The 22,259-nt window shown below is 69.6% G+C and carries 15 protein-coding genes and 3 pseudogenes; 8 read left to right on the top strand and 10 right to left on the bottom strand.

Annotated elements, in window-relative coordinates; translation table 11 throughout:
- Positions 1-251: 251 nt before the first annotated feature.
- From J7E86_RS24255 to J7E86_RS24245, 3 genes are all read right to left on the bottom strand, one after another.
- Positions 252-572 (bottom strand): hypothetical protein, encoded by a 321-nt coding sequence (locus J7E86_RS24255; protein ID WP_215084186.1) that lies wholly within the window; start codon positions 570-572, stop codon positions 252-254.
- A gap of 143 nt (positions 573-715) precedes the next feature.
- Complete coding sequence (locus tag J7E86_RS24250; protein WP_215084180.1) at positions 716-2,032, bottom strand: hypothetical protein; 1,317 nt, start codon at positions 2,030-2,032, stop codon at positions 716-718.
- A gap of 49 nt (positions 2,033-2,081) precedes the next feature.
- Entirely contained in the window at positions 2,082-2,408 is a 327-nt protein-coding gene (locus J7E86_RS24245; RefSeq protein WP_215084178.1) for a chaplin family protein, read from the bottom strand.
- Positions 2,409-3,033: 625 nt separating this feature from the next.
- Here J7E86_RS24245 and J7E86_RS24240 point away from each other — a divergent pair.
- The 5 genes and pseudogenes from J7E86_RS24240 to J7E86_RS24220 all read left to right on the top strand — a co-directional run.
- Positions 3,034-3,510, top strand: coding sequence for a polyketide cyclase (locus J7E86_RS24240; RefSeq protein WP_215084176.1), 477 nt, complete (start codon positions 3,034-3,036; stop codon positions 3,508-3,510).
- Positions 3,511-4,539: 1,029 nt separating this feature from the next.
- On the top strand, positions 4,540-6,546 hold the full coding sequence (locus J7E86_RS24235) for a PE-PGRS family protein (RefSeq protein ID WP_215084174.1): 2,007 nt from the start codon (positions 4,540-4,542) through the stop codon (positions 6,544-6,546).
- 136 nt (positions 6,547-6,682) lie between these two features.
- Positions 6,683-8,302, top strand: a complete 1,620-nt coding sequence (locus J7E86_RS24230) for an ankyrin repeat domain-containing protein (protein WP_215084172.1) — start codon at positions 6,683-6,685, stop codon at positions 8,300-8,302.
- Between the two features lie 384 nt (positions 8,303-8,686).
- Positions 8,687-9,770, top strand: a pseudogene (locus J7E86_RS24225) (IS110 family transposase).
- A gap of 26 nt (positions 9,771-9,796) precedes the next feature.
- Positions 9,797-9,988 (top strand): annotated as a pseudogene (locus J7E86_RS24220) (integrase core domain-containing protein); the annotation flags it as partial.
- Here the strand turns inward: J7E86_RS24220 and J7E86_RS24215 are convergent.
- Positions 9,985-10,365, bottom strand: a complete 381-nt coding sequence (locus J7E86_RS24215) for a tail fiber domain-containing protein (RefSeq protein ID WP_215084170.1) — start codon at positions 10,363-10,365, stop codon at positions 9,985-9,987. The pseudogene J7E86_RS24220 and the gene J7E86_RS24215 overlap by 4 nt on opposite strands.
- A gap of 613 nt (positions 10,366-10,978) precedes the next feature.
- Positions 10,979-11,677: pseudogene (locus J7E86_RS24210) on the bottom strand (IS481 family transposase); the annotation flags it as partial.
- A gap of 263 nt (positions 11,678-11,940) precedes the next feature.
- Between J7E86_RS24210 and J7E86_RS24205 the strand changes: the two are divergent.
- Positions 11,941-13,512, top strand: coding sequence for an MFS transporter (locus tag J7E86_RS24205; protein WP_308312712.1), 1,572 nt, complete (start codon positions 11,941-11,943; stop codon positions 13,510-13,512).
- Positions 13,513-13,517: 5 nt separating this feature from the next.
- Here J7E86_RS24205 and J7E86_RS24200 read toward each other — a convergent pair whose 3' ends face one another.
- Genes J7E86_RS24200 through J7E86_RS24190 form a run of 3 tightly spaced genes read right to left on the bottom strand, consistent with a single transcriptional unit; the run spans position 13,518 to position 16,326 of the window.
- Positions 13,518-14,741, bottom strand: coding sequence for a beta-ketoacyl synthase (locus J7E86_RS24200; protein ID WP_215084168.1), 1,224 nt, complete (start codon positions 14,739-14,741; stop codon positions 13,518-13,520).
- A complete protein-coding gene (locus J7E86_RS24195) occupies positions 14,738-15,040 on the bottom strand; it encodes an acyl carrier protein (RefSeq protein WP_215084166.1) in 303 nt (100 codons plus the stop codon). The genes J7E86_RS24200 and J7E86_RS24195 overlap by 4 nt, the downstream gene beginning before the upstream one ends.
- Complete coding sequence (locus J7E86_RS24190) at positions 15,037-16,326, bottom strand: cytochrome P450 (RefSeq protein WP_215084164.1); 1,290 nt, start codon at positions 16,324-16,326, stop codon at positions 15,037-15,039. The genes J7E86_RS24195 and J7E86_RS24190 overlap by 4 nt, the downstream gene beginning before the upstream one ends.
- A 74-nt stretch (positions 16,327-16,400) precedes the next feature.
- Here J7E86_RS24190 and J7E86_RS24185 point away from each other — a divergent pair, with 74 nt between their 5' ends.
- The gene (locus J7E86_RS24185; protein ID WP_215084162.1) at positions 16,401-16,880 is read left to right on the top strand and encodes a thioesterase family protein; all 480 of its coding nucleotides are present in this window, start codon (positions 16,401-16,403) and stop codon (positions 16,878-16,880) included.
- Here J7E86_RS24185 and J7E86_RS24180 read toward each other — a convergent pair.
- Together J7E86_RS24180 and J7E86_RS24175 are read right to left on the bottom strand one after the other, a co-directional pair.
- Positions 16,775-17,182: an acyl-ACP desaturase gene (locus tag J7E86_RS24180; protein ID WP_215084160.1), complete on the bottom strand. Its 408-nt coding sequence runs from the start codon at positions 17,180-17,182 to the stop codon at positions 16,775-16,777. The two genes, J7E86_RS24185 and J7E86_RS24180, sit on opposite strands and share 106 nt — an antisense overlap.
- A 632-nt stretch (positions 17,183-17,814) precedes the next feature.
- A complete protein-coding gene (locus tag J7E86_RS24175) occupies positions 17,815-18,441 on the bottom strand; it encodes a ScbR family autoregulator-binding transcription factor (protein WP_215084158.1) in 627 nt (208 codons plus the stop codon).
- Between the two features lie 1,321 nt (positions 18,442-19,762).
- On the opposite strand from J7E86_RS24175, the gene J7E86_RS24170 reads away from it, so the two are divergent.
- A complete protein-coding gene (locus tag J7E86_RS24170) occupies positions 19,763-20,419 on the top strand; it encodes a response regulator transcription factor (protein WP_308312711.1) in 657 nt (218 codons plus the stop codon).
- Positions 20,420-22,259 lie beyond the last annotated feature (1,840 nt).

Raw genomic sequence — 22,259 nt, 5'->3', positions numbered from 1 at the left:
GGACTGCCGTGAAGTTCCGTAGCGGCGGGCGACCTCGGTCACCGGCGAGCCGTCCAGCACCTCCACCACGGCCCGGAACCGGTGCTCGACCGTCCAGTCCTCCGCGGCGGTCTCCGCAGGATCAGCTATCTCGCCCATGCCCGCACAACGAGCGGCGCTCGTCAGGGATGTGCCCGGACCGTCAGAAATCTCCCGCGACCGTCAAGCAAGTCCAGCACCAACGGCGTCAAGGATGAGCTGGGACTGCACAGTCAGCCCAGCAGCAGTCGCACACCATCCGCCTCGCCCCCACCACCCTCGCCTGACAGCCCCGACATCCAGGAGGCCCCGCTCACTTGAAGTTGCTGGTCAGTGGTCTGGTGTGATCGTTTTGCGGTGTGCTCCGGCTGGTGACGAGCGGAAGCGCGCTCCTGGGCGACCTGTTCCCTCATCCGCTGCCAGACCCGTTCGGCGACGCCGAGTTCGTCCCGCTCGGGCCGCACCTCGGCCAGCTGCTTGGCCAGCCGTTCTTCGAGTTCGTCCAACTCCGCGCGTCGCGCGGCGATCCGTTCGTGCGCCTCGGGATCCGCCATGGAGCGGATCGTAGAAGGCGCGTGGAGGGCGCCGAGAGGAAACCCGCGAAACCTCCTGCCAGATGATCTACACCGCAGACAGCCGCCCACGACCAGTATGAGTACGCCGAAAAACGATCACGCCACCACGCTGAACAGCGATTTCAAGTGGGCGTGGTCTTTCGGGGTGCCGGCACCACGCCATCCAGCCGGGCCATCGCCGTCCGGTGCCCGGCTGGGTTCGTGGCAGAGGCTTGCGCGGTGAGGAGGAGGTCTTCGTAGGCGTGGTGGTGGCGGGTGGCGGTGCGGTGGTGGAGCAGGTGGGCGGCGCGCTGTGGTTGGCCGGCGTCGACGAGAGCGCGGGCGAGGGTGTCCTGGATGATTTCGCGTTCGACGCTCACGCCGCCGATGCGTTCGGCCTGGTCGCCGAGTGCGGTGAGGAGGTCGACGGCTGCTCCTGGGCGGCCTGTGGTGAGGTGGGCCAGGGCCTGGGCGACGGGGGCGAGCACCTCGGCGTAGTCGGGGCGGGGGTCGCCCGCGGCCCGGCGGGCCAGGACGTGCAGGGCGTCGGAGTCGGCGGCCACCGCCAGGCCGAGGGCGAGCTGGAAGGTGTGGAAGACCTCGGCCCAGCCACCGGGCTCGGCCAGCAGCCGCTGGATGTGATCGAGCTCGGCGATACGGGCGGGCGTCTGCCCGGCGAGCAGAAGACGCCAGTTGGTGGCCGAGCGCATGCCCACGTCCCCGTCATGAAGCTCCGTATCGGCGCGGCGGCGGGCATCGGCGAAGTCACCGGCGGCAATGGACTGCAAGGCCGCGTGCCATTGCAGGTGACGGCGCTGCACCGCCTGCGGGTCGGCTGCGAGCCACGTGTCGACGAAGGCTGTGGCGGCCGGTCCCGAGCCGTAGTCATGCTCGGCGTGCGCGCGGGCATGGACGGCCGGGCCCGCGCGCGGGTTCAGCTCCAGGGCGTGCTCGGCCAGGGCCCAGGCGTCATCGGGACGTCCTTGCTCGGCCCGCGCCCCGGCCAGCCAGGACGCCCACGCCCAGGACTCCGGCCCGGCGAGCGCGTACTGCCGCTCGGCGAGAGCGTGGCCGTGCTTCCGGTACTCCAGGGGGCCGGCCAGGTCGAAGGCGCTCAGCATACTGCCCGCGATCTCGTCGGCCGGGAACTGCGCGAAATGCACGATGAGGTGATCCGCAGTGGCCTGGTAATGCCGGTGCGTGAACAAATAGATCGTGTACACCAGGGACTGCTCCCGCGCACCCGCCCGTGTGGCGTCCCGGTGGGCGAGCACCAGCTCGCTGCGCAGCCTCGCATCGTCCAGCGCCTCGTCGGTCGCCAGCACGACCAGCGCCCGGGACAGTCCGCACCCGGGGCGCCGCTGCGCGAGTTCCTGGAGCGCGGTGGTGGAACGGCCGGTCGCCGCGAGCCATTCCCGCATCGCCGGATCATCCGCCGACAGGCCCGCAACCAGCGGCATCGTCACCGCTCACCACAGCCGATGGACACAGTCTGCCACAGCACAAGCATCACTTCTGGAGAGGTGTCAAGTCGTCAATGGCGGCGAGCACGCTCAGCGTACTGGCCACGGCGCAGGTGAGCCCACTGTTGCCGCAGTGGTTCCGTGGCAGCCCCAGTGGCAGCTGCCCGGCATTGCCCGCCAGCGTTCCCGCGCTGGAACGTGTCGCACCAGCTGCCCTCGGCCCTCCCTCAACGGCGCAGAAGTTGCTGGAGGCCGGATTGCCGATGCCGATGATCGCGTGCGCCGGGGCCGCCGACAACGCCACCGCACCCAGTCCGGTACCGACCAGCAGCGCACGCTTCCGCGCTGACCTGGCCCGCGTCGCCGCACCCATACGCCACCCCGCCCTCGCCCGTACCAGCAACCCCGAAATTTCCATTTACACGGCAACGATCGGGACATCGAGAAGGACACGGTTCCGGGACGCTGGCGCCGTCGTGGAGCTCGCCGGACCAAAGGGCTTCCCCTTGCCCGTCCACGACGGCGACATCGCGGACGCCGAGGGCAACCTCGCGAGAAACCTTGGGGAATTTCGCGATCGCTGACAGCTGATCTTCTTTGCCATCGTCTGCGGTCTGCTCGGCCTGACTCGATTGCCGGAACGCTGACACCCGAGGCCGCCACGCCCGCGCTGCGGGAAGCCCCGGGGCGCTGACCAACGAGACGGAAAGTGACTTTCCAACTACCCCAGCCCCCGCTCACCGAGCGTCATTGATCAGGGGATTAAGCACAGCTAATCACGGTCTGGTCGCGGTGGCGTGTCGCAGGATGCGTATGAGTGAGACTGCCTCCCCGGCCCTCGAAACTTGACCCTTACAAGCCGGCCATTGGTGGCACGGGTGCGGGTTCCGCCCACACGACCGATGAGTTCCGCCTCGCCGCGTCGTCTGCATGTTGGGAACGTCCCCCGTCCGCGCCTGCGAGAGGCCCGAGATGAGATGACAAGGAGCGTGCACACCGTGGACCAGGAGAACGTGAGCGCCACCCTGACTGTCGCCGTGTCCGCCGCGAGGGCGTTCGCGGTGCTGGCGGACCCGACGACCCATTCTGCGATCGATGGCACCGGCTGGGTTCAGGAAGCTGTCGACCAGGCGCCGCTGACCGAGGTGGGGCAGATTTTCCGGATGGACATGTATCACGCCAACCATCCAAACGGTGACTACCAGGTGGCCAACAAGGTCCACGTGCTCGACCCGCCGCGCGCCATTGGCTGGCTGACGGGGGAGGAGAAGGGCGACGGTCATCTGGAGTTCGGCGGCTGGAGCTGGCGTTACGACCTTGCGCCGCTCGGTCCGGCCGAGACTGAGGTCACGCTCACCTACGACTGGTCGGCGGTGCCGCAGTTCATCCGGGAGTACCTCCAGTTCCCGCCGTTCGGCCCTGAGCATCTCACCAACTCGCTGCATCACCTGGCGGAGCTTGTCTCTGGTAGGTGATGTCGTCGACCAAGGTGACCATCAGTACCGGGGATCGCGGTTGGGACGGTACTGGCTGGCGCCCGCTTTGATCTGACCGACACCCAGTGGACGTGCTCGAACCGCTGCTGCCGGTCGGGGCGGTGCCGGGCCGACCGCTGGTTCCCGCGGCGGCGTTGGCCAACGGGGTGCGCTGGCGCGCGCGGGTCGGTGCGCCGTCGGTGGCAACTGGCTGGGTGTGGGCGAAGCCGGTCACCGCGCTGCAGGCACGGGCGGATGCCCGCGGGCTGATCACATGGGAGTCTCGGTCGACTCCAAGATCACGCGGGCGCACCAGCAACGCCGCCGGCGCCCGGCGGGATCACCCCGTCCAGGGCGAGCCAGACGATCACGCGCTCGGGCGCTCGCGGGCAGGTGGACCACGAAGCTGCACCTTGCCTGGAGCAGGGCCGCGAGCTGATGGCGCTGGTGCTCACCGGCGGACAGTGTGGCGATAGCCCGCAGTTCATTCCGATCCTCGAGCGCATCCGCGCCCCGCGCCTCGGCGGGGGCGCCCGCGCCCCCGCCTGGACCGGGTGCTGGCGGCCAAGGCCTTACGTCCCAGGCCGACCATGCCTACCTGCGCCGACGCCGGATCAAGGGCCCGATGCCGATCAAGGCCAACCAGGCGGCCAACCGGCGTAAGCGAGGCAGCGGCGGCGGACGTGAGTACGCCTTCGAGACCAGGTAATAGAAGCAACGTCACGCGGTCGATTGCGGGATCAACAGACTCAAGCGACACCGCGCGTTGGCCACGAGGTACGACAAGCTCGCCGTGGGCTAAATCGGGCCGTGCCGCCGGTCGGAGACACCCCGCCCGCCGCCGGGGCCCCGGCGACGGGCACCGCAGGTACGGCAGACGCGGGGGCGGGTACGGAAGTTCGGGCGCCGGTGCGGGCGCGCCGGAGACAGACGAAGTGCCGGCGGTGGGCGGGCGCCGGGACGCGGCCGCCGTCACGACGCCCGCCCCGGAGGACCGGAGGCGCGGCGGTCCGGGCAGGATGGACCCCCATGACGTGTGGAGGAGACGGGCTCGCGGAACTGCTGGAGCGCGCCGGGCTGGAGACCGTGGGCGACGGGCGGGCCGAGGACGTATTGCCGCCGCGCGCCGCCTGGCGGTCGGTCATCGCCTACGAGGCAGAGCCGGCCGTGGCCGTACTGCAGGCCCGGCCCGACCTTGTCGCCGAGCTGAACGCACAGTGGCACCGGCTGGCAGTCGAGCGCGGGGTGATCGGCGAGGACGGCGTGTTCCTCGTCGACGTCGCCGCCTCCCACACCTGCACCTGCAGCGGGCCTCGCCAGTGGACGCGCGTACGGCTCACCGAGAAATGGGACCTGGCGGGAGTGTTGGGGGACCGCCCCGGACGGCCGGAGTTCGTCACGGCCTCGACCGACGGCGACGCGCTGCTCGGCGTGACCTCCCAGGAGTACGAGATCTGGCTCGTGGCCGTGGACTGTGTCAAGGAGCAGCAGGAGGAGGCTGCGCGGGCCGAGGCGCGGGAGACGCCCGAGGAGCGGGAGGCCGCCTGGGATTCGCTGGTCCGCCGGTTCCCGGCCACGGAGCGGCTGTGCCAGGTGTGGGCGGAGAGTCTGGCGTTCAACGAGGCGGCGGACGAGGAGGTGCTGCTGCGGCTGGTGGGCCTGACGGCCCACCACTTCTGGCGGGGCGACCTACCAGCTGTTGTGATCGATGCCGCCGTCGCCCACCCGTCGTGGCAGGTACGCGGGGCGCTCGCCGACATCCGGCAGGACCTGACGGCCGAGCAGTGGGACCGCCTGCTGCTCGACGAACGGGATCCCAAGCACCTCTTCCAGCTCGCCATGCTCACCGAGAACGCGCATGCCGGGCTGACCAACGCCGGGTACGAAAAGCTCGCCACCGCCCCCGACGCCCAGGTCCGTATCGAGACCGCCCGCCTGCCCGGCCTGCCCGCGCGGCTCGCCACCGCGCTGGCCGCCGACCCCGACCCGCGCGTACGTGCGGGCCTGTGCCGCTTTTCCTGGCCGCACCTGGACCGCCGGCGGAGGGAGAGTCTGCTCGCCGATCCCGAGCACCAGGTCCGCGAGGCGGCGGCCCTGCGCCACCACCAGGACCGGCCGATGCCGCGCGCGGTCTTCGACACCCTGCTGCATCTGGCCCGCCGCGCGGCCGAGGAGTGCCGTCTCACCCGCGACCTGGCCGAGCACCTCGCCACGCACGACGATCCCGGCCTGCGCCTCTCCCTCGCGTCGAACCCGCACCTGGACCCGGACCTCCTCGCCGCCCTCGCCGATGACGAGGACGACGACGTACGCCTCCAGGTGTCCGTACGGCCCGACCTCACCGAGGAGCAGCGCGCCGCGGTCCGCGTCGACATCGACCCGAGCGGTATGCGCGGCGAGCTCGCCTGGGTCAGGGCGCTCCACGACGACCCGGAGGCCATGCGCCGCTGCGCCGCCTCCTCCCACCTCCTGGTACGCAGCAGCGCCGCCCGCGCCAAGCGTCTTCCCCCGGACGCCGTCGAACTCCTCGGCCGGGACGAGGACCGCGTCGTACGCCTCTTCCTCGCCGAATCCTGCGACGACGCCCCGGCCGACATGCTGCTGGAGGTGTGGGGCTGGTGGGACGGCAGCCTCTCCCACCCCGGGCGACCGCGCACGCACCCGAACTTCCCGCGCCAGGGCCTCCTGCGGTACGCCGACGACCCGAACCCGCGGATGCGACAACTGGCCTTGGACGACCCGGAGTCCACGCCCGAGCTGGTGGAACACCTCAGCCGGGACCCGAACGAGGACGTACGGTGGCGGGCCGCGACCGATCCCAGGCTGTCCGCCGCCGCGGCGGTGCGGCTCCTCGACGACCCACGCGAGCGGGTGTGGCGGGCAGCGGCCCGGTGCCCGCGGTTGCCGGCACGCACGTTGGTCCGCCTACTGAGGGACTCCCGAACCGCAGGCGAAGCAGCTCGCAACCCCGCGCTGCCCCTCGCCGTCATGCGCTGGATGACCGAGCCGGAGCACCCCGTGCTGGAAGTCGGCTGAGGCCGCGGTGGTGGGTGTGGGCCGGGTGACGTGCCGCGCTGCCGCGAAACTCGGGGTGTCCGCCTCCGTCCGTACGCCCACACCTGCCACTGACAGGTGAAGTGGTGTTGTCAGTGGTGGGTGTCAGGATCGCCCCATGAATGGTGATCGTTTGCTCTCGACCTACCCGGCGGATGACGATGAGCCCTTTCCGCCGCAACAGTGGTTCGTGCCGGCCCGGCTTCCGCACACCGCCGAGGTCGGCACAGGGCCGGATACGCGCATCCTGCTGACCGGCTGGGAGGTCTGGCCCGCTTCGCTGGGCATCCGGCTGAACGTTTTCAAGCGCCGGGCCGGTGGGGACCGTGGTGGCGGCCCGGGCGGGCTGCGCTTCAGCGTGTTGCTGGCCGACGGACTGCGCGTCAGCACGCTGGACGCCAGCCCGTGGCACGCCGACCGCCGCACAGGGGGTCCCTGCCTGCGACTGCGCGACGGTTCGTCGGGCGTCTTCCATTACGGCATCGAACTGCACCTGTCGCAGTTGCCTCCCGGAGGGCCTCTCACCCTGGTCACCGAGTGGCCTGCGGCCGGCGTCCCGGAGACGCGGACGGAATTCGACGGCACCGCACTGCGGGCTGCGACAGCCCAGGTGGTGGAGATCTGGCCGGACCTGCCGCCGTGGCAGGCGCGGAAGGGCGAAGAGGAAGGCTTCGCCTGGTTGAGCATGGGACCGCAGGAGATCATGGCGCGGCCCGAGCCGCCGTTCATTCCGCAGCCACCCCCATCACGCCCCGTCGATCGGGACCGGGCGGACTGGGATCATATGGGGAACGAGGCATGGGCCGACCCGGACGTGGTGCGGGCCCGCCTGGCCGCCGGGGCCGACCCCGACGCCCCTGAGACATGGCCGCTGCATAGCGCCGCGGTCCACGGAAGCCCGGATTCGGTGCGGGAACTGGTGACGCGGGTCACCGAAGTCGACCGGACCGACGATCAGGGTGAGACAGCTCTGTGGGCAGCCGTGTGCAACGGAGCCGAGGCGAACGCGGCCGTCCTCCTGGCCGCCGGGGCGGATGCCTGGACGCCCCGCATCGGCCGCTGGTCACCCGGCCGCCTCGTGCTGACCACCCGCCTGTCCCCCTTGTTCGCGGACACCGCACCGGCACACGCACGGCTCACCGAAGCCGAACTTGCCGCGTTCGAGGCAGCCGACGAGCAGGCCGCGGTCTTCGGCGAGGACCTGTACACCGAGGGCATCTCAGTGGCGTTCGTCTCCGGGGTCGAGCCGGCCGAGGCCGTCCGCCGGCTCGGTGCCGACCCGCTGGACCCGGGCCCCATGGAGTACGACCCGTACGACGACTGGGACCACAGTGCCCGGGTCGTGGCGGTGACCGCGGTGCCGGGTGGCTGTGTGCTGGTCCAGCAGACTTTTTACGGGCTGTCCACCGACAGTTGGCTGACCGCCCTGACCACCGGCGGCGGCCGGGCCTACGGCGTCTACTTCAACCCCAAGGGCGGCACTTTCGGCACCCTCGCCGAGAACGGCCGCAGACTCCATCGCGAGGAGATCGGCATGCCACCGGGCGCAGAGGAACCAGAAGGTCACTGGACCCACCGCTTCTGGCTCTGGGACGACCAGGCACGGCACTGGAACGGTGACAAACTGGCCTACGCCTGTGACCAGGCCGGCCTCACCGTCCCCGACCGGCGGGCGGTCGCCGGGCCACCCGACCGGTGGGCTGAGATACCCCAGGACAGTCCCTTGCTCGCGGACTAACTGATCTGGCTGTCGCTCGCCGCGCTGGCGTTCGTCACTGGCCGCCGGGCTCTGGCTACGGCCCGGCGGCGCCGCTCTGGTGGGGGCTGGCCTGGCAACAGGGCCTGGCCGATCTCGGCGCGGCCGGCAAGCTCACCCGCGCCTACCGGCCCCAGACCAACTGCGAGGATCTGAAGGTACTCTTCCGACCGGTCTGACTCGCAGACCAACCGGCCGTTCGTGCCTTGTTGCCGATGTGTCGGCCGGCCGGAAGAGCACCTGCGGCTGCACCGGCGGACCGCCGGATGTGACTTGATAAGAGCCTGGCTCACGCGCCTCATCGCAGTTGTGTCCCCGGTGCTCCGTCGGTGCGGCTCCATCCACGTGGACCCGCCAGGAGGACAGGTGCCCAGCAGTTCCAGCTCGAGCGTGACCCTCGGAGTCGACACCCACGCGGACGTCCATGTCGCTGCCGCTCTTGACCAGCTCGGCCGTCGGCTGGGCACCCTCGCCGTTCCCTCGACCCCGGACGGCTACGCCCGCCTGGAGTCCTGGGCCACAAGCATGGGCACCATCGACCAGGTGGGGCTGGAAGGCACGGGCTGTTACGGCGCTGGCTTGTCCAGGTGGATGCGTCAGCGAGGCCACCGTGTCGTCGAGGTCAACCGACCCGACCGCCAGATACGACGGCGGCGCGGGAAGTCCGACGCGGTGGACGCCGAGGCCGCCGCACGAGCGGTGCAGGCCGGCACGGCTACCGCGATACCGAAGACCGGCGACGGTGCCGTCGAGATGATCCGCACCCTCAGGGTCGCTCGCCGCAGCGCGATGAAAGCCCGCACCCAAGCGATCAATCAGCTCAAGGCTCTGATCGTGACGGCTCCTGACACTCTCCGCGAGTGCATTCATGGGGCTGCACCGGGCGGAACTGATCCGCACTGTCACAAGGTGGCGACCGGGGGCTGAGCCGGACACCCTGGCCACGGTCACCAAGCTGTCGATGAGGTCCATCGCCCTGCGCTACCTACAGCTGAACGACGAAATCACAGAGCTCGACCGCCACCTCAACAGGCTCGTCACCCAGGCAGCGGCCGAACTCATGGCTGTGAAAGGACTTGGGGCCGAAACGGTCGCCGCCTTGCTCATCGCTGTCGGTGACAACCCCGAACGGCTCCGCTCCGAATCGGCCTTCGCCCACCTCTGCGGCGTCGCCCCCATCCCAGCGTCCTCCGGCAAAACCAGCCGCCACCGGCTCAACCGCGGAGGCGACCGGCAAGCCAATCACGCCCTCTACATGATCACGGTCACCCGCATGGCCTGGGAACCACGCACACGCGCCTACGTCGCGCGCAGGACAGCCGAGGGCAAGACCAAGACCAAGATCATCCGCTGCCTGAAACGGCACATCGCACGCGAAATCTACCGCCTGCTTGTCCCCCGAATCCCAGACCAGACACCCTCCCAACAGGGCTTGGCAACTGCGGCCTGACCACGCTTGACACCTATAGGAGCATCGGCAAGGTCGAACGCTTCAACCGCACTCTCCTCGACGAATGGGCCTACCTGCGGCCCTACACCAGCAACACCGAGCGCACCACGGCCCTGGCAGACTTCCTCCACGCCTACAACCACCACCGTTGCCACACCGCACTCGGCGGACACCCACCCATCAGCCGTGTCAACAACGCTGCGAGTCAATACACCTAGGGCCTGTCCGGTGAATCAGCAGCCAGCTTGTTGAGCTGCTCGGCCAGTTTCCCGACCTGGCACTGGAGGTCGGTGAGCCGGCGGTGCAGGGCTTGAATCGCCACCAGGGCCACGCCGTTGGCGTCGGTGCAGGAGATGGTGGTGTCGCTGCCGCCCAGGCCGAAGGCGGCCCACCAGTCCTGCGCCATAGGCCCCAGGTGCCGGACGTGGGGCTCGTCCCAGGTGTAGCGCCACGTCGAAACGGGCAGGGTGGTCACCTTCTCCAGGAGAGCGAACCCGTTCACCGCCCCCGGCGAGTCCCCGGCGACCGTCTCGGGGACCGCCCCGGACGCGAGGCCGGCGCCGAGACGGCTGTCCCGCCTGGTTCGCTTTCTCACTCCCACACCACGGGGACCACGTCGCTCTTCACGTTCCGATCCGAGACCCTGACGCTAGCCCCAACCCCTAGGGCGGGTACTCGAAACCCGACATCGATCTGTGCCTGGGCCGTCTCGGCGGTCGCCACGCCCCCCACCAGCAATCCAATCGTGGACACGAGTACTGCCATCCATCGCCGCCAGTTGCTCATCGAGCCCTCCCACATTCCGCGTCCTGGTGGACACCGGCATGAGGCTTCCCGCCCGTCGGCGTCAACCATCCACATGCGACTGCCCTCTCAGGGGACTGTGGAAGCGGGGCGGCAGCGCGCGGCAATGATTCCGGCGCTCAGACCCGGCCTCACGCCCGCCAATGCGAAGCATGGGACCAATGGGTGCAGCCATCACTTTGGACATCCGCGGGGACCACAGTTTCTCTACGGAAGCAACGAAGGCCGCTATCGGGCTTTGTCACCCGGCGCACGGGCCGGGCCCCGGCGTCGGCGATGGGATGTGTGGCCATCTCCGTCCGGCCCGGCCCGGCCCGCGTGGCGCGGCCCCAGGTCGTAAAACCCGGTGGGTCGCCCACACGACCCACCGGACACGGCCTAGGTGTGTTGTCCCGGCAGGTCTGGCGCCAGGTGTTCTTGGTGTAGGCCCAGGCGTTATCGGTCAGCACCCTTTCGACGGTGATGCCTCGTTCGGCGAACCACGTGGCGGCGCGGGTGAGGAAGGCGGCGCATGTGGGGGCAGTCTCGTCGGGCAGGTCCTCGGTGTAGGCGAGTCGGGTGTGGTCGTCCAGGGCGGTGTGCAGGTAGGCGTATCCGGCGCTGGTCCGGTTCCTCCTGCCTTCTGCCCGGCCGAGGACCTTGTGGCCGCCACCGTCGGGGATGCGGCCGAGCTTCTTGACGTCGATGTGGACGAGCTCGCCTGGACGGGCGCGTTCGAAGCGGCGAACTGGTTCACCGGTGGCCCGGTCCAGGACGGCAAGAACGGGCAGCCCGTGGCGTCGCAGAATCCGGTGCGCAGTAGAGGCCGCGATACCGGCGCGGGCCGCCAGCCGCAGCGGTCCGATGCGGTGTTCCTGCCGCAGACGGACGACCTGCTCCTCCACGTCGGCCGGCGTGCGGAGCGGCTGGTGATGCGGGCGGCTGGACCTGTCCTGCATGCCCGCTGTCCCGTGCAGCCGGTAGCGGCCGGCCCAGCGGGCTGCGGTGGTGTGGCTGACCTGGAAGCGTTCAGCGGCCCGCCGCAGCGGCCATCCATCGTCCACGACGCACCGCGCCAGACGCAGTCTGCCAGCGGGGGTCAGCGGGGCATTACGGTGGGACACGAGGGCCTCCTGCGGGTCAGTGCAGATGTCGCAATCCACACCGAACCCAGAAGGCCCTCACCCGTTCAAGCACCACGAACGGGCATGTTGCCCGTCACCAACGTCCCGGGACAACACAACTAGGCCCCGGTCGTGGGCCAGACCCGGCACAGCAGGTCGCCGAGGCGACCCGCAGGCAGCAATCGAAGAAGCTGCTCCCGCCACTCGACCGGGGAATCGGCCGGGCGCGGCTGCGGGGCGGTGCTTGTGGGTAGACGACTGTCGTGGTCGTCTCCGGAGTGTTCACGGGTCTTTCCGGGCTTTCCGTGCGACGGCGCTGGGCCGCGGCCGTCGTTGTATGCCTCGGGCTGTTCCTGATCGGGATGGATCTGACCGTGCTCAATGTCGCCGTCCCGGGCCTGAGGGACGCTCTGGACGCCTCGATGCGGCAGACCCAGTGGGTCGTGGACGCCTACGCGTTGGTGCTGGGAGGACTGGTCCTCTCCGTCGGTGCCGTCACCGACCGCATCGGGCGGCGGAGGGCGTTCGTCGGCGGACTCATGGGCTGCGCCCTCGCTTCCGTCGTCGGTGGGCTCGCCGCCACGCCTGGGCAGGTCATCGTCTCAAGGGCCGGGATGGGAGCGGGGGCGGCTCTGCTGATGCCGGCGACCCTGTCCCTCGTCAGCGGGTTCTTTCCGCAACGGCGGTCGCGTGGCCGGGCGATCGCGTTGTGGGCCGCGGTCGGCGGGCTGGGAGGCGCGCTGGGGCCGGTGATCGGTGGCTGGCTGGTGACCCGGTTCTCGTGGCGGGCCGCGTTCTGGGTCAATCTCCCTTTCGCCGCGACGGCCGCCGTCCTCGCCCTGTGGCTGGTGCCGGCGGTCCGCCCGGTCAGGGACGGGCGTGTTGACCTGCCCGGTGCGGCATTGTCAGGGACCGGCCTGCTGGCCCTGGTCTGGGCGATCATCGAGAGCCCCAGCCGCGGGTGGGCGAGCCCCGGCGTGCTCGCCGCTTTCGCCGTGGCGGCGCTGCTGCTGGTGACTTTTGCCGGCTGGGAGCACCGCGGCCGGGCACCGATGCTGCCACTGCCACTGCTGCGGCGGCCACGGATCAGCATGGCGGCCGGCGCACTGGCGTTGATGTCCTTCGGGCTGTTCGGGGCCCTGTTCCTTACCACCCTCTATCTGCAGGGTGTGCTGGGCTACACGCCGTGGCAGGCGGGGGTGCGGACGTTGCCCTTGCCCGCCGCACTCATCGCGGGAGCGATCGTCGCGGCGTGGTCGTCGGCGCGATGGGGTGAGAAGGCGACGCTGCTGGCTGGGCTGTGCATCGTGGCCGCGGGGTTCGTCGTCCTCGCCCTGACCCGGACGGGTTCCGGGTACGGGCATCTCGCCGTGTTCCAGGGCGTCGCCGGGTTCGGGGCGGGTCTGGTCGCCCCGGCGGCGACGGCCTGCGTCATGGACGCGATGCCGGCCGCCCGGGCCGGTTTGGGCTCGGCCATCAACGATGCCACGCGGCAGGTCGGTGCCGCGCTCGGTGTCGCCGTGCAGGGCTCGGTCCTGGCCGCCGCCTACACCGGCCATATGCATGTCGTGCTCAGGCAGGCCCGCGCTCCCGAGGCTCTTGCACCGGCCGCCGACAACATCCTGGCCGCGGCAGCTGCCGCGGCCCGTCTGCCTGCGGCAGATGGCCGACGCCTGTTGGCCAGTGCGGAGGACGCGTTCGTGACGGGCATGACGCGTGCCGCTGTGGTGGCGGCTCTGGTCAGCCTGTGCGCGGCGGCCGCTTCCTGGTACTGGCTGCCCGGGAGCGTCACCGGCGAGAGCGCCGACGACGGGCCGGGAGTATCACCGCCCTGACGCGGTCACGCTTTCGTCAGGACCAGGCAGGCGTTCTGGCCGCCGAAGCCGAAGGACGTGCTCAGGACTGCGTCCATCCGGTGCTTCCTGGGCGCCGTAGCCACGACGTCGAGGTCGATGCGCGGATCGAGCCGGTCCAGATTGGCAGTGGGCGGGATGAGTTGCTCCTCCAGGGACAGTACAGCGCACGCGGCCTCGATCGCCCCGGCGCCTCCGATGGCGTGACCGAGCGTGCCCTTGTTGGCTGTGACGGGCGGGGGGTCATGGAAGACCCGGCGCAGTGCCCGCGCCTCGGCGAGGTCGTTCGACTGTGTGGATGAGCCATGCGCGTTGACGTGGCCGATGTCGCCCTCGCCCAGCCCGGCGTCGGACAGTGCGGCACGCATGGCCACTACCGCTCCCGCTCCGTCCGGGTCCGGTGACGTGGGATGGTGGGCATCGGCCGAGGCGCCGAACCCGGCGAGCATGGCCCGGCAACGGGCCCGGCGGGCCCGGGCGTGCCGGGGAGACTCCAGTACGAGCACGGCGGCGCCTTCGCCCAGGACGAAGCCGTCCCGATCGGCGTCGAAAGGACGGGAGGCGCGCGCGGGGTCGTCGCGGCGCCGGGAGAGCGTCGACATCTGCGAGAAGCACACGGCCGTCATCGTCGACGCTTGTGGGCATTCCGAACCGCCGGCCAGGATGATGTCGCAGCGTCCCGCGTTCAGCAGGTCCTTGGCGACGCCGAGGGCGGTGGTGCCGGAGGCACAGGCTGTGGAGACGACCAGATTGGGGCCCATGGCGCCCAGGTCCATCGCGATCTCACCGGCGGCCATGTTGGGGATGGAGCGTGGCAGGATCAGCGGTGAGACGGCTCGCGGCCGGCCGGCGGCGAGCTTGGCGTACTCCCTCAACCAGTGCTCCATGCTGGCCGAGCCCACCCCGATGATGACGCCGACCCGGCTGTTGTCCCATGTACCGGGTTCCAGGCCCGCGTCCTCGACCGCCATGCGTGCCGCCGCCACCGCGAGGTGGGTGAAGCGGTTCGTACGCCAGGTGATCCGCCCGACATGGGCTTCGGCGTCGAAGTCCGGTACGCGGCAGGAGAAGTCGACAGGCAGGCCCTGGAGGGCGGGGTCGGTCCGGGCGGTCGAAATGCCCCGGCACAAGCCGCGCCAGGTGGCTTCCCGGCCGACGCCGGCAGGAGTGATCAGCCCCAAGCCCGTGACGGCTACCTCCTGGGAGGTCACGACGTTCCCTCGGGCTGTGTCTGGTGAGGAAATATCGGACTGCCGGAGGCTCCCGACGGCAGCACTGTCCCCAGGACCGCGGTGATGTCGGCGAGCGTCGAGCGGGTACCCAGCCGTGCGTCCTCGGTATCCGGCAGCTCGAGTCCCGTCTGGTCCTCGAAGCGGACCGTCAGTTCCATCAGGGCGAGGGAATCGAGGCCCAGTTCTTCAAGAGTGCTGTCCGGGGTGATGTCCTCGCGGTCGACCTGGAAGGCCTTCACCAGCTCGTCGGCCACTTGGTCGAAAAGAGACTGCGTCATGGTGCGGCTCCAGTGGATCGGGGGTTGGCAGGCGGGTCTTGCGGTCGGCCCGGAGGTCGCCAGCGCACGGGCAGCCGTTCCGGCCCTCTGACCGTCAGGCTGTTCTTGTACGTCCACGAACCGTCCGCCAGCCCGGGCCGGCAGAGAGCCAGGGCCTCCAGGGCGATGTGTGCTTCGAGACGGGCAAGGGGGGCGCCCAGGCAGAAATGCGGTCCCGCACCGAAGGAGAGGTGCTGTGGAGGCGTCTGCCCCCTCCCGGATCCCGCGGTTCGCAGGTGGCGGCCGGGCAGGAACGCATGGGGGTCGTCGTAGACGGCGGGGTCACGGTTGGCGGCAGCCAGGACGACAAGCACGAGGGTGCCCTTCGGTACCCGAATGCCGGTGATGTCGGTGTCCCTCAGCGCACTTCGAGCCGTCAACTGCACCGGCGGGTGCAGACGCAGAGCCTCCTCCACCACCGCGAAGAGGGTGTCGAGGTGCCCCGCGAGCTGCCACCCGGTGGTCTCCGACGCGTGTGCCAGCTCCAGCACGGTGCTGCCGAGGAGGTTGACGGTGGTCTCGTACCCAGCACTCAGCAGCAGGCCGCACGTGGTGACCAGCTCGCCCGTGTCCGCTCCACCTGCGATCATCATGCTGACCAAGTCGTCGCCCGGCGCTTGACGGCGCCGTTCGGCCAGCGTCCGAAAGTAACGGACGAAGCGGTACCGGGCCTGGCCGATGACCGGGTCGGGCTCAGCGCATATGGCGTCGTCCAGGCCCCGCACTACGAGCCGGGAGTCGTGGCGGAACCGCTCACGGTCCGTCTCCGGCACGCCGAGCACATCGCTGATTGCGGACATGGCCAGGGGCTCGGCGAAGTCGGTGATGAAGTCCACTTCCTGCCCGGCATGGCTGTGGACAAGCTCCTGGGCGTGCCGACGGAGCGGCTCCTGGAGGGCGGTGAGCCGGCGTGGCGCGAACCGTGCGGCGACCTGGCCGCGCAACCGGGTGTGCCCCGGAGCATCCAGCTGCAGGAACGAACGGGCCCGCGCGCCCGCCGCAGTCCGCTCGTACAGTGCCGTGGCGCCGTGGCCGAACCGGGGGTCCCGCAACACCTGCGCGGCCGCCCGGTGCCCCAGCACGGCGACGCTGCCGCTGGGCAGCCGGTGCACAGGTCCGTCCTCCAGGGCGCGGGCGGCGAAGCAATAGGGGTCGGCGGAGAACGCAGGATCGTGCATGTCGACGCCGAACACGGCCGCGAGCTCCTGAACAGCCAGGCGGATCTGGTCCACAGGAGGTTCACGCATGAGGGCACTCCGAATCGGCGAGGACCGGCAGGGGTAGTTACACAGCCAGGTGGGCCGGCAACGAGGCGGAGGGAATGGGCGCGTTCAAGCACTGCTGCACTCTGAGATGGTCCGACGTCAACGCCTACGGTCTGGTAGGCGACGCGGCGCTGGCCGCATATGTGGAGGAGGCACGGGCGGCCCTGTGTGTGCAGGTCGCCGACCTTCGCACCGGTGATCCACTGACTCCGCTCGTCTACCTGACCGTACGGCAGCACATCGACTATTTGAAGCCTTTGCGGTGGTGCCCGGAGCCGGTGGAGGTGCGTCTGCACGTGCTGCGGACCCGCCCAGCCGCTGTGGAACTCCTTGCGGAGGTTTCCGACAACGCGCGGATCTATGCCAGGGCTTGGGTCCTTTCCGTATGCTGGGACACCGGAAGGGCCCGGCCTCACCTGCTCTCGCATGCTCAGCTCCGGATGCTGGAGGGCTTCATGCTGCAAGGTCTCCAGCCCGAATCTCGTCGGCTGCCCGGCCATCGGGATCCGGCGCGACGGCCTGAATCTCCGTCTTGAGCCAGGGCCCGCATCATTGGGCCCTCTTCGCTGGGTCCGCTGAGGAGCGCGTGGTGATAGCCAGGCAGGTTGTCCTCGGTCAGGAGGTTGACGACCAGCGCACTGCGCACTGCCCTGGGGAGCTGTGATTGGCTCTCGGACCAGGGAATTCCGCCGAGCGGCCCGTCGAAGTCATGGCCTTGCCCCCAGGGCACCCATTGGTGGGGAAACCACTCTCTGGCCGTGCACAGATGACGGTCGAGAAGCCGGCTGATCTCCTGTCCGAGCTCCAGGCGAACGTTGACGGCCTGCGTACCGGGCATTGATCGGCCACCCCTCTGGGCCGAAGTACGTCCTTCAAGGGAACTTTTCCTCACACGAGCGCTTCATGGGGGCTACCGCGCAAATTCACCTGAATGGGTGACTCGCTCGGCGTGGTGCGGGTGTCCTTAGGCGGGTGGCGCCGGGGGTGGGGGTGGCGTCGTTGGTCTGGTAGCGGTTGATGCCCGGGAGGGTGTGGGGTGGGGTTGTCTCGGGCTTTGTCGTGGTTCCGGCTGTCGGCTCACCAGATCTCGAATTCGGTGACCGTTTCTTCGACCGGCCATGACTCGCTCCGTTGGGGCAGCAGGACATCGACGAAGCCTTCAATGCTCTGGCCGATGTCCACAAAGATCCCGGTCGCACCGGGCGGGGCACCTTCACGACAGTGCCCTTAAACACTTGCTGGAACTGCATGTCTCTCCGGATCCGGCTCCCCTCTGTTTTTGTGACCATGGATGCATTCTTGCATCAAGGCTAGGCTCCCTCGGGTCCTGGCCTTGATGAGGGCGGTATCCGGGCTGCCGTCACTTCTTGTGACCGCCATGGACTGCTCGCTCGTCAACTGCCGTAGGAGTTCATTGAGTTGTGCTCAGCTTCAGGTGTTTCTCCTTATAGCTTTTGGTTTTCCGGGTGTTTATTGGGTGTGGGTTTGTTCGTGGTGGTTGTTGTGTTGGTGGTGGGTGTGGGGGAGGAGGGTGTGGAAGAGGTGGGTGATGGTGGTGGGGTTGAGGTAGGTGGGGTTGTGTTGGTGGAGGGTGGTGAGTCCGGTGGTGGCGGCGGTGATGGTGGTGGTGAGGTGGTGGGGGTTGGTGTGGGGTGGGAGGAGGTTTTGTTGGTGGGCTTGGTGGATGTGGTGGTGGATGTAGTGGGTCCATTGGGTGTGGAGGTTGGGGTGGTGGGGGGTGTGGGTGGGGTGGGTGTGGGGTTGGTGGGTGTTGAGGTGGTAGCCGGCGCGGGTGATGGTGTCGTGGGTGAGTTGGTGGGCGATGAGGTGGGTGGTGTGGATGAGGGTGTGGAGGGGGTTGGTGTGGGGGTGGGGGGTGTGGGTGAGGTGGTGGAGGGTTTGGGTGGCGTGGGTTTCGACGGCGTGGGCTATGGCGGCTTTGGTGTCGAAGTGGAAGTGGAGGGCGCCGCTGCTGACGCCGGCGTGTTGGCTGATGGTGGCGAGTTTGGCGCGGGTGTAGCCGTGTTGGTCGAAGGTGTGGGCTGCTGAGCGGATGAGGGCTTGGCGGGTGTTGATGGCTCGTTCTTGTTTGGTCATTGGGGTTCCTGGGTGGTGGGGGGTCTTGGTGGTGGCGGGGGTGGGGGTGGGGTCGGTGGTGTGGGCGGGTGGGGTGTTGGGTTGTGGCAGACATGAAACCAACTAACTGGTTTTATTTCTAGTTGGATGGCCACGGTCTGTGGTCGTGCTGTGGTCGTGCGTGCCTGTGCCGTGGCTGCTGTCTGCCTGGGGCTCGTGGCCTGGTGGGTCCGTGCCCGCGGGCTTGTGGTGTGTGGGCCGGTGGTGCGTGGTGCCTGGTCCGCGCTTGTCCTGCGCCTGCTTCCGCGGTCGGCCGGGGGAGCGCGCCGGGGTGGCTGCGGGTGGGGGCCGGTTGTGCTGTGCGGGTGTTCCCCTGCCCCTGGGCGCCTGTCCCTGTTCTGCTTTGGGTGATGGTCGCTCCTGGGGCCCCGGTGCCGTCGCTCCTGGGGCCCCGGTGCCTTGGGGTGCGGGTGAAAGCAGGGCGCTGACCAGCCTGTTCGCCAGTTTTTCACCGGCCTGCTCGTTGGTTTGTGTGCCGGTTCGTACGCGGTTCCCCGGTGTCCGCCCGGTGGCCCCGTGGTGGGTGTCGTGGTGCCTGCGGGGGGTGCTTTTCCCGGGTGTCCCGGTGTCCGTCCGGGGTGGGGGCCTGGGGTGTTCCGGGCCCCGACCCCGGGTGGTTTGCGGTGGGTGTTCGGTGGGTGCGGGGCGGGGGTTCTGGCGGGTGGTGGTGGATGCTTGCCGGGTGGGGGAGTGTGTCTGAAATAGCTCTTGTGTGTCCGGGGTGCGGTCTATCGGAGACCTTTGACAAACCGGCACACCGGTTTGTAATCTCGGGTTGAACGGTCGGCTCGTGGCGTCTTTCCGGTGCCGCGTGGACGTGCAGGAGCAGCGGATGAACCAGCAAGCGACCAGTCTTCTCGATCCTCATATACGTGAGCGGCGGGTGCCCCGCCCCCGGGCGGCACCCACCCCCGGCGCAGCGCCGGCGCCGGGGGTGGCGCTCACTCCCGGTGCGGCGCCTGCCCCTGACGCGGCACCCGCTCCCAACAGGGCACCCGCTCCCGGCGCGGCGCCTGCCCCCGGCGCGGCGCCGGCGCTGTGCACGGTGCCCGCGCCGGGCGGTGCGCCATCCTCTGACGGCGTATCAATTCCTCGTTCTATGCCTGTTGCTGGTGCGGTGTCCGTGTCTGACGTGCTGCCTGCCTCTGGTGCTGTGCCTGCGTCTGGTGCCGTGCTGTCGCGTGGTGTCTCGGGTGTCTTTCGTGGGGCGGGTGCCTCGGTTGCTGTGCCGGGTGGGGTTGCTGGTGTGGTGGGAGGTGGGCGGGGCGGGCGGACGGTGCGGGTGCTGGTGATCGAGAGTGATGCCCGGGCCGCGGAGTCGTTGACGCAGGGGTTGCGCCGGCATGGGTATGACACCGATACGGCGGCGACGGGCAGTAAAGCGTTGCAGGCGTACCGGGGGGCGGATCTGGTGCTGCTGGATCTGGAGTTGCCGGATCTGGATGGTCTGGAGGTATGCCGGGCGATCAGGGTGGCCAGTGATGTGCCGGTGATCGCTGTGACGGCGCGGGCCAGTGAGCTGGACCGGGTGCTGGGGTTGCAGGCGGGTGCGGATGATTATGTGGTCAAGCCGTATGGGTTCAGGGAGTTGATGGCCCGTATCGAGGCGGTGATGCGCCGGGCCCGTCCGCTCGGTGTCCCGGCCGCGCAGGTGATCACCAGTGGTCCGCTCAGTATTGATGCCGGGACCCGGGAGATCCGGTTGGGCGGGTGTCGTGTGGAGGTCACGCGTAAGGAGTTCGATCTGCTGCATCTGCTGGCGTCAAGGCCGGAGAAGGTCGTCTCCCGTAAGCAGTTGATGACGCAGGTCTGGGATGATTCCTGGTCGCGGCCTGGGCGGACCATCGATACCCATGTGAGCAGTCTGCGGGGGAAGCTGGGTTCCGCGAGCTGGATCATCACCGTGCGCGGTGTCGGGTTCCGCTTCGGTCACGCCTGACGTGCCGGCCCCCGGCAACCAGTTCCTCGCGTCCACCGCCATGGGCGCCGCCGCCTGCGGTGTGAGCCGCACCCCGGCAGCACCACCAATATCCCGCGGGTCCCATTCTTGCCGCCGGCCCCGAAGCCTTTCGAGCAGGGGAACACTCTCGAGCAGTCGAGCAGTCGAGCAGTCGAGCAGTCCGGTGGTCCTGCGGCCCGGCCATCGTGAACGGCCCGAGCGACACAGCTCGTCCCGAGCGATCCGAGCGATCCGAGTGGCCTGTGTGGCCCTGTGCCCCGGACGCCCCGGACAGTCCGGACGGCCGACGGCCTGGTTGGTGCGGGCGTGATCTGAGTGGCCCTGTGTTCCCGGCGGCATGAGTGTCGTGCACGGCTTCGCGCCCTGAGGGTTTGGGTATGCCGGGGTGGGATGGGCTGCCTGAGCGGTCCCCAGCGTTCCGGGTGGGCTTTGAGCGGCTTCGTCGCCGAGCGGCCTGCGACCGGAGGACCGGCCACCAAAGCACCCGGACAGCAGAGCACCCGGGCAGCAGAGCATCTGAGTGACCGAGCAGCTGAGTGACCGAGTGGCCCAGTGCCTGAGTGCCTGAGTGGCTGAATGGTTTGTGGTGGGTGCGTGGTGGAGGCCGGCCTGGTCCCGTTGATGTGACTGGGGGCGGTCGCTGCGCTGTCGTTGATGTTCTTTGATGAGATTCACCAAGGTCTGATGGGGGACTGCCTTGATGTTCCATTCCGTGCTTTCCAGCCCGCTGATACTTCGCGCGCGGCCATGCCGTGCGCACCCCGTGCAGCCCGCCGGCCCGCCGAGCCCGCCATCACCCGGCCGGCGCCGCCTGGATCACGTGGATCACGTGGATCACGTGGATCGTCTGGGCCCGACCCGACCCGGCCCGGCCCGGCCCGTGCCGTACGCCGCCGTACGCCGTCGCTTTGGAGCGCTGTCCGGTGACCATGACCCCGTAGAGAACGCTCCCGGCGAGGGCCCCGGCCCGTTCCGCGCCGCACGGTGCTCTGCCTTGCACAAACTCGCCGCCCGGTAGGAGCCGGCAGACGGTATGAGTTCGCTGCCCGGTGCGCGCCCTACTGCCTGGCGTGCCCTGCGTTACGCACCTCGCGCCCGCCAGGGTGGTGTGGCGGTACGGGCCTGCTGCCCGGCACACAAGCTCCTGGGGACTGCGGTACGCGTGGGATGGGCAGTTGGCCGCCCTGGTACTGGCCCGGCCTGCGTGGTGACCCCGGCCCGGTGTGCGGTGTGAGTCCGTTCCCCGGGGGTCTCACCAGGGGTCCCGGTGAGAGGCGGAGGGATCCCGGCGTCCGCCGAGGTCTTCTTCTGCACCCGCCGGGCCCGCAACCCCAGGGGCAGGTGCCCTGGCAGCCGCGGTGCCCTGGCACCCGTGGGCAAGTGCCCTTGGCACTCCCGCCGGGCTCCAGTACCCCCCCCCGGCTCGGGTAGCTGGGTTCCGGTACCGCCGGGTTCCGGTACCCGCCGGGCCCGGGTACTGCCGGAGCTCCGGTATCCGCCGGGCTGGACTCGGTATCCGCCGGGCTCCGGTGTCGCCCGGGGTTCTGGTGCTCCTGGTGGGCTTGCCGTCTGCCGGCATGCCCGCCCTGGCGTGCGCGGGGGCGACCACCGGCACCGGCATCCCCTGCCCGTGCCCCTGCCCGTGCCCGTGCCCGTGCTTATGGGGTGTGCCGGTGTTCCGGTGGTGGCCCGTGGTTTCCCGTTTCCGTTTCCGTTTTCGTGTTCCGTTTTTCCTACCAGTTGCGAGGTTCAGCAGTTCATGAACGCCACCATCAGCACGCTCACCTCCCCTCCCACGCCCGCACCCGCACCCGCACCC

Source organism: Streptomyces sp. ISL-11 (assembly GCF_018614525.1).
Classification (GTDB): domain Bacteria; phylum Actinomycetota; class Actinomycetes; order Streptomycetales; family Streptomycetaceae; genus Streptomyces.
This window is presented reverse-complemented; position numbering and strand designations above follow the sequence as displayed.

Excerpts from the sequence above, each read along its gene's own strand:
- J7E86_RS24255 (WP_215084186.1), bottom strand. The coding sequence starts at position 572 with ATGGCGGATCCCGAGGCGCACGAACGGATCGCCGCGCGACGCGCGGAG.
- J7E86_RS24250 (WP_215084180.1), bottom strand. The coding sequence starts at position 2,032 with ATGCCGCTGGTTGCGGGCCTGTCGGCGGATGATCCGGCGATGCGGGAA.
- J7E86_RS24245 (WP_215084178.1), bottom strand. The coding sequence starts at position 2,408 with ATGGGTGCGGCGACGCGGGCCAGGTCAGCGCGGAAGCGTGCGCTGCTG.
- J7E86_RS24235 (WP_215084174.1), top strand. The coding sequence starts at position 4,540 with ATGACGTGTGGAGGAGACGGGCTCGCGGAACTGCTGGAGCGCGCCGGG.
- J7E86_RS24230 (WP_215084172.1), top strand. The coding sequence starts at position 6,683 with ATGAATGGTGATCGTTTGCTCTCGACCTACCCGGCGGATGACGATGAG.
- J7E86_RS24195 (WP_215084166.1), bottom strand. The coding sequence starts at position 15,040 with ATGACGCAGTCTCTTTTCGACCAAGTGGCCGACGAGCTGGTGAAGGCC.
- J7E86_RS24190 (WP_215084164.1), bottom strand. The coding sequence starts at position 16,326 with ATGCGTGAACCTCCTGTGGACCAGATCCGCCTGGCTGTTCAGGAGCTC.
- J7E86_RS24185 (WP_215084162.1), top strand. The coding sequence starts at position 16,401 with ATGGGCGCGTTCAAGCACTGCTGCACTCTGAGATGGTCCGACGTCAAC.
- J7E86_RS24180 (WP_215084160.1), bottom strand. The coding sequence starts at position 17,182 with ATGCCCGGTACGCAGGCCGTCAACGTTCGCCTGGAGCTCGGACAGGAG.
- J7E86_RS24175 (WP_215084158.1), bottom strand. The coding sequence starts at position 18,441 with ATGACCAAACAAGAACGAGCCATCAACACCCGCCAAGCCCTCATCCGC.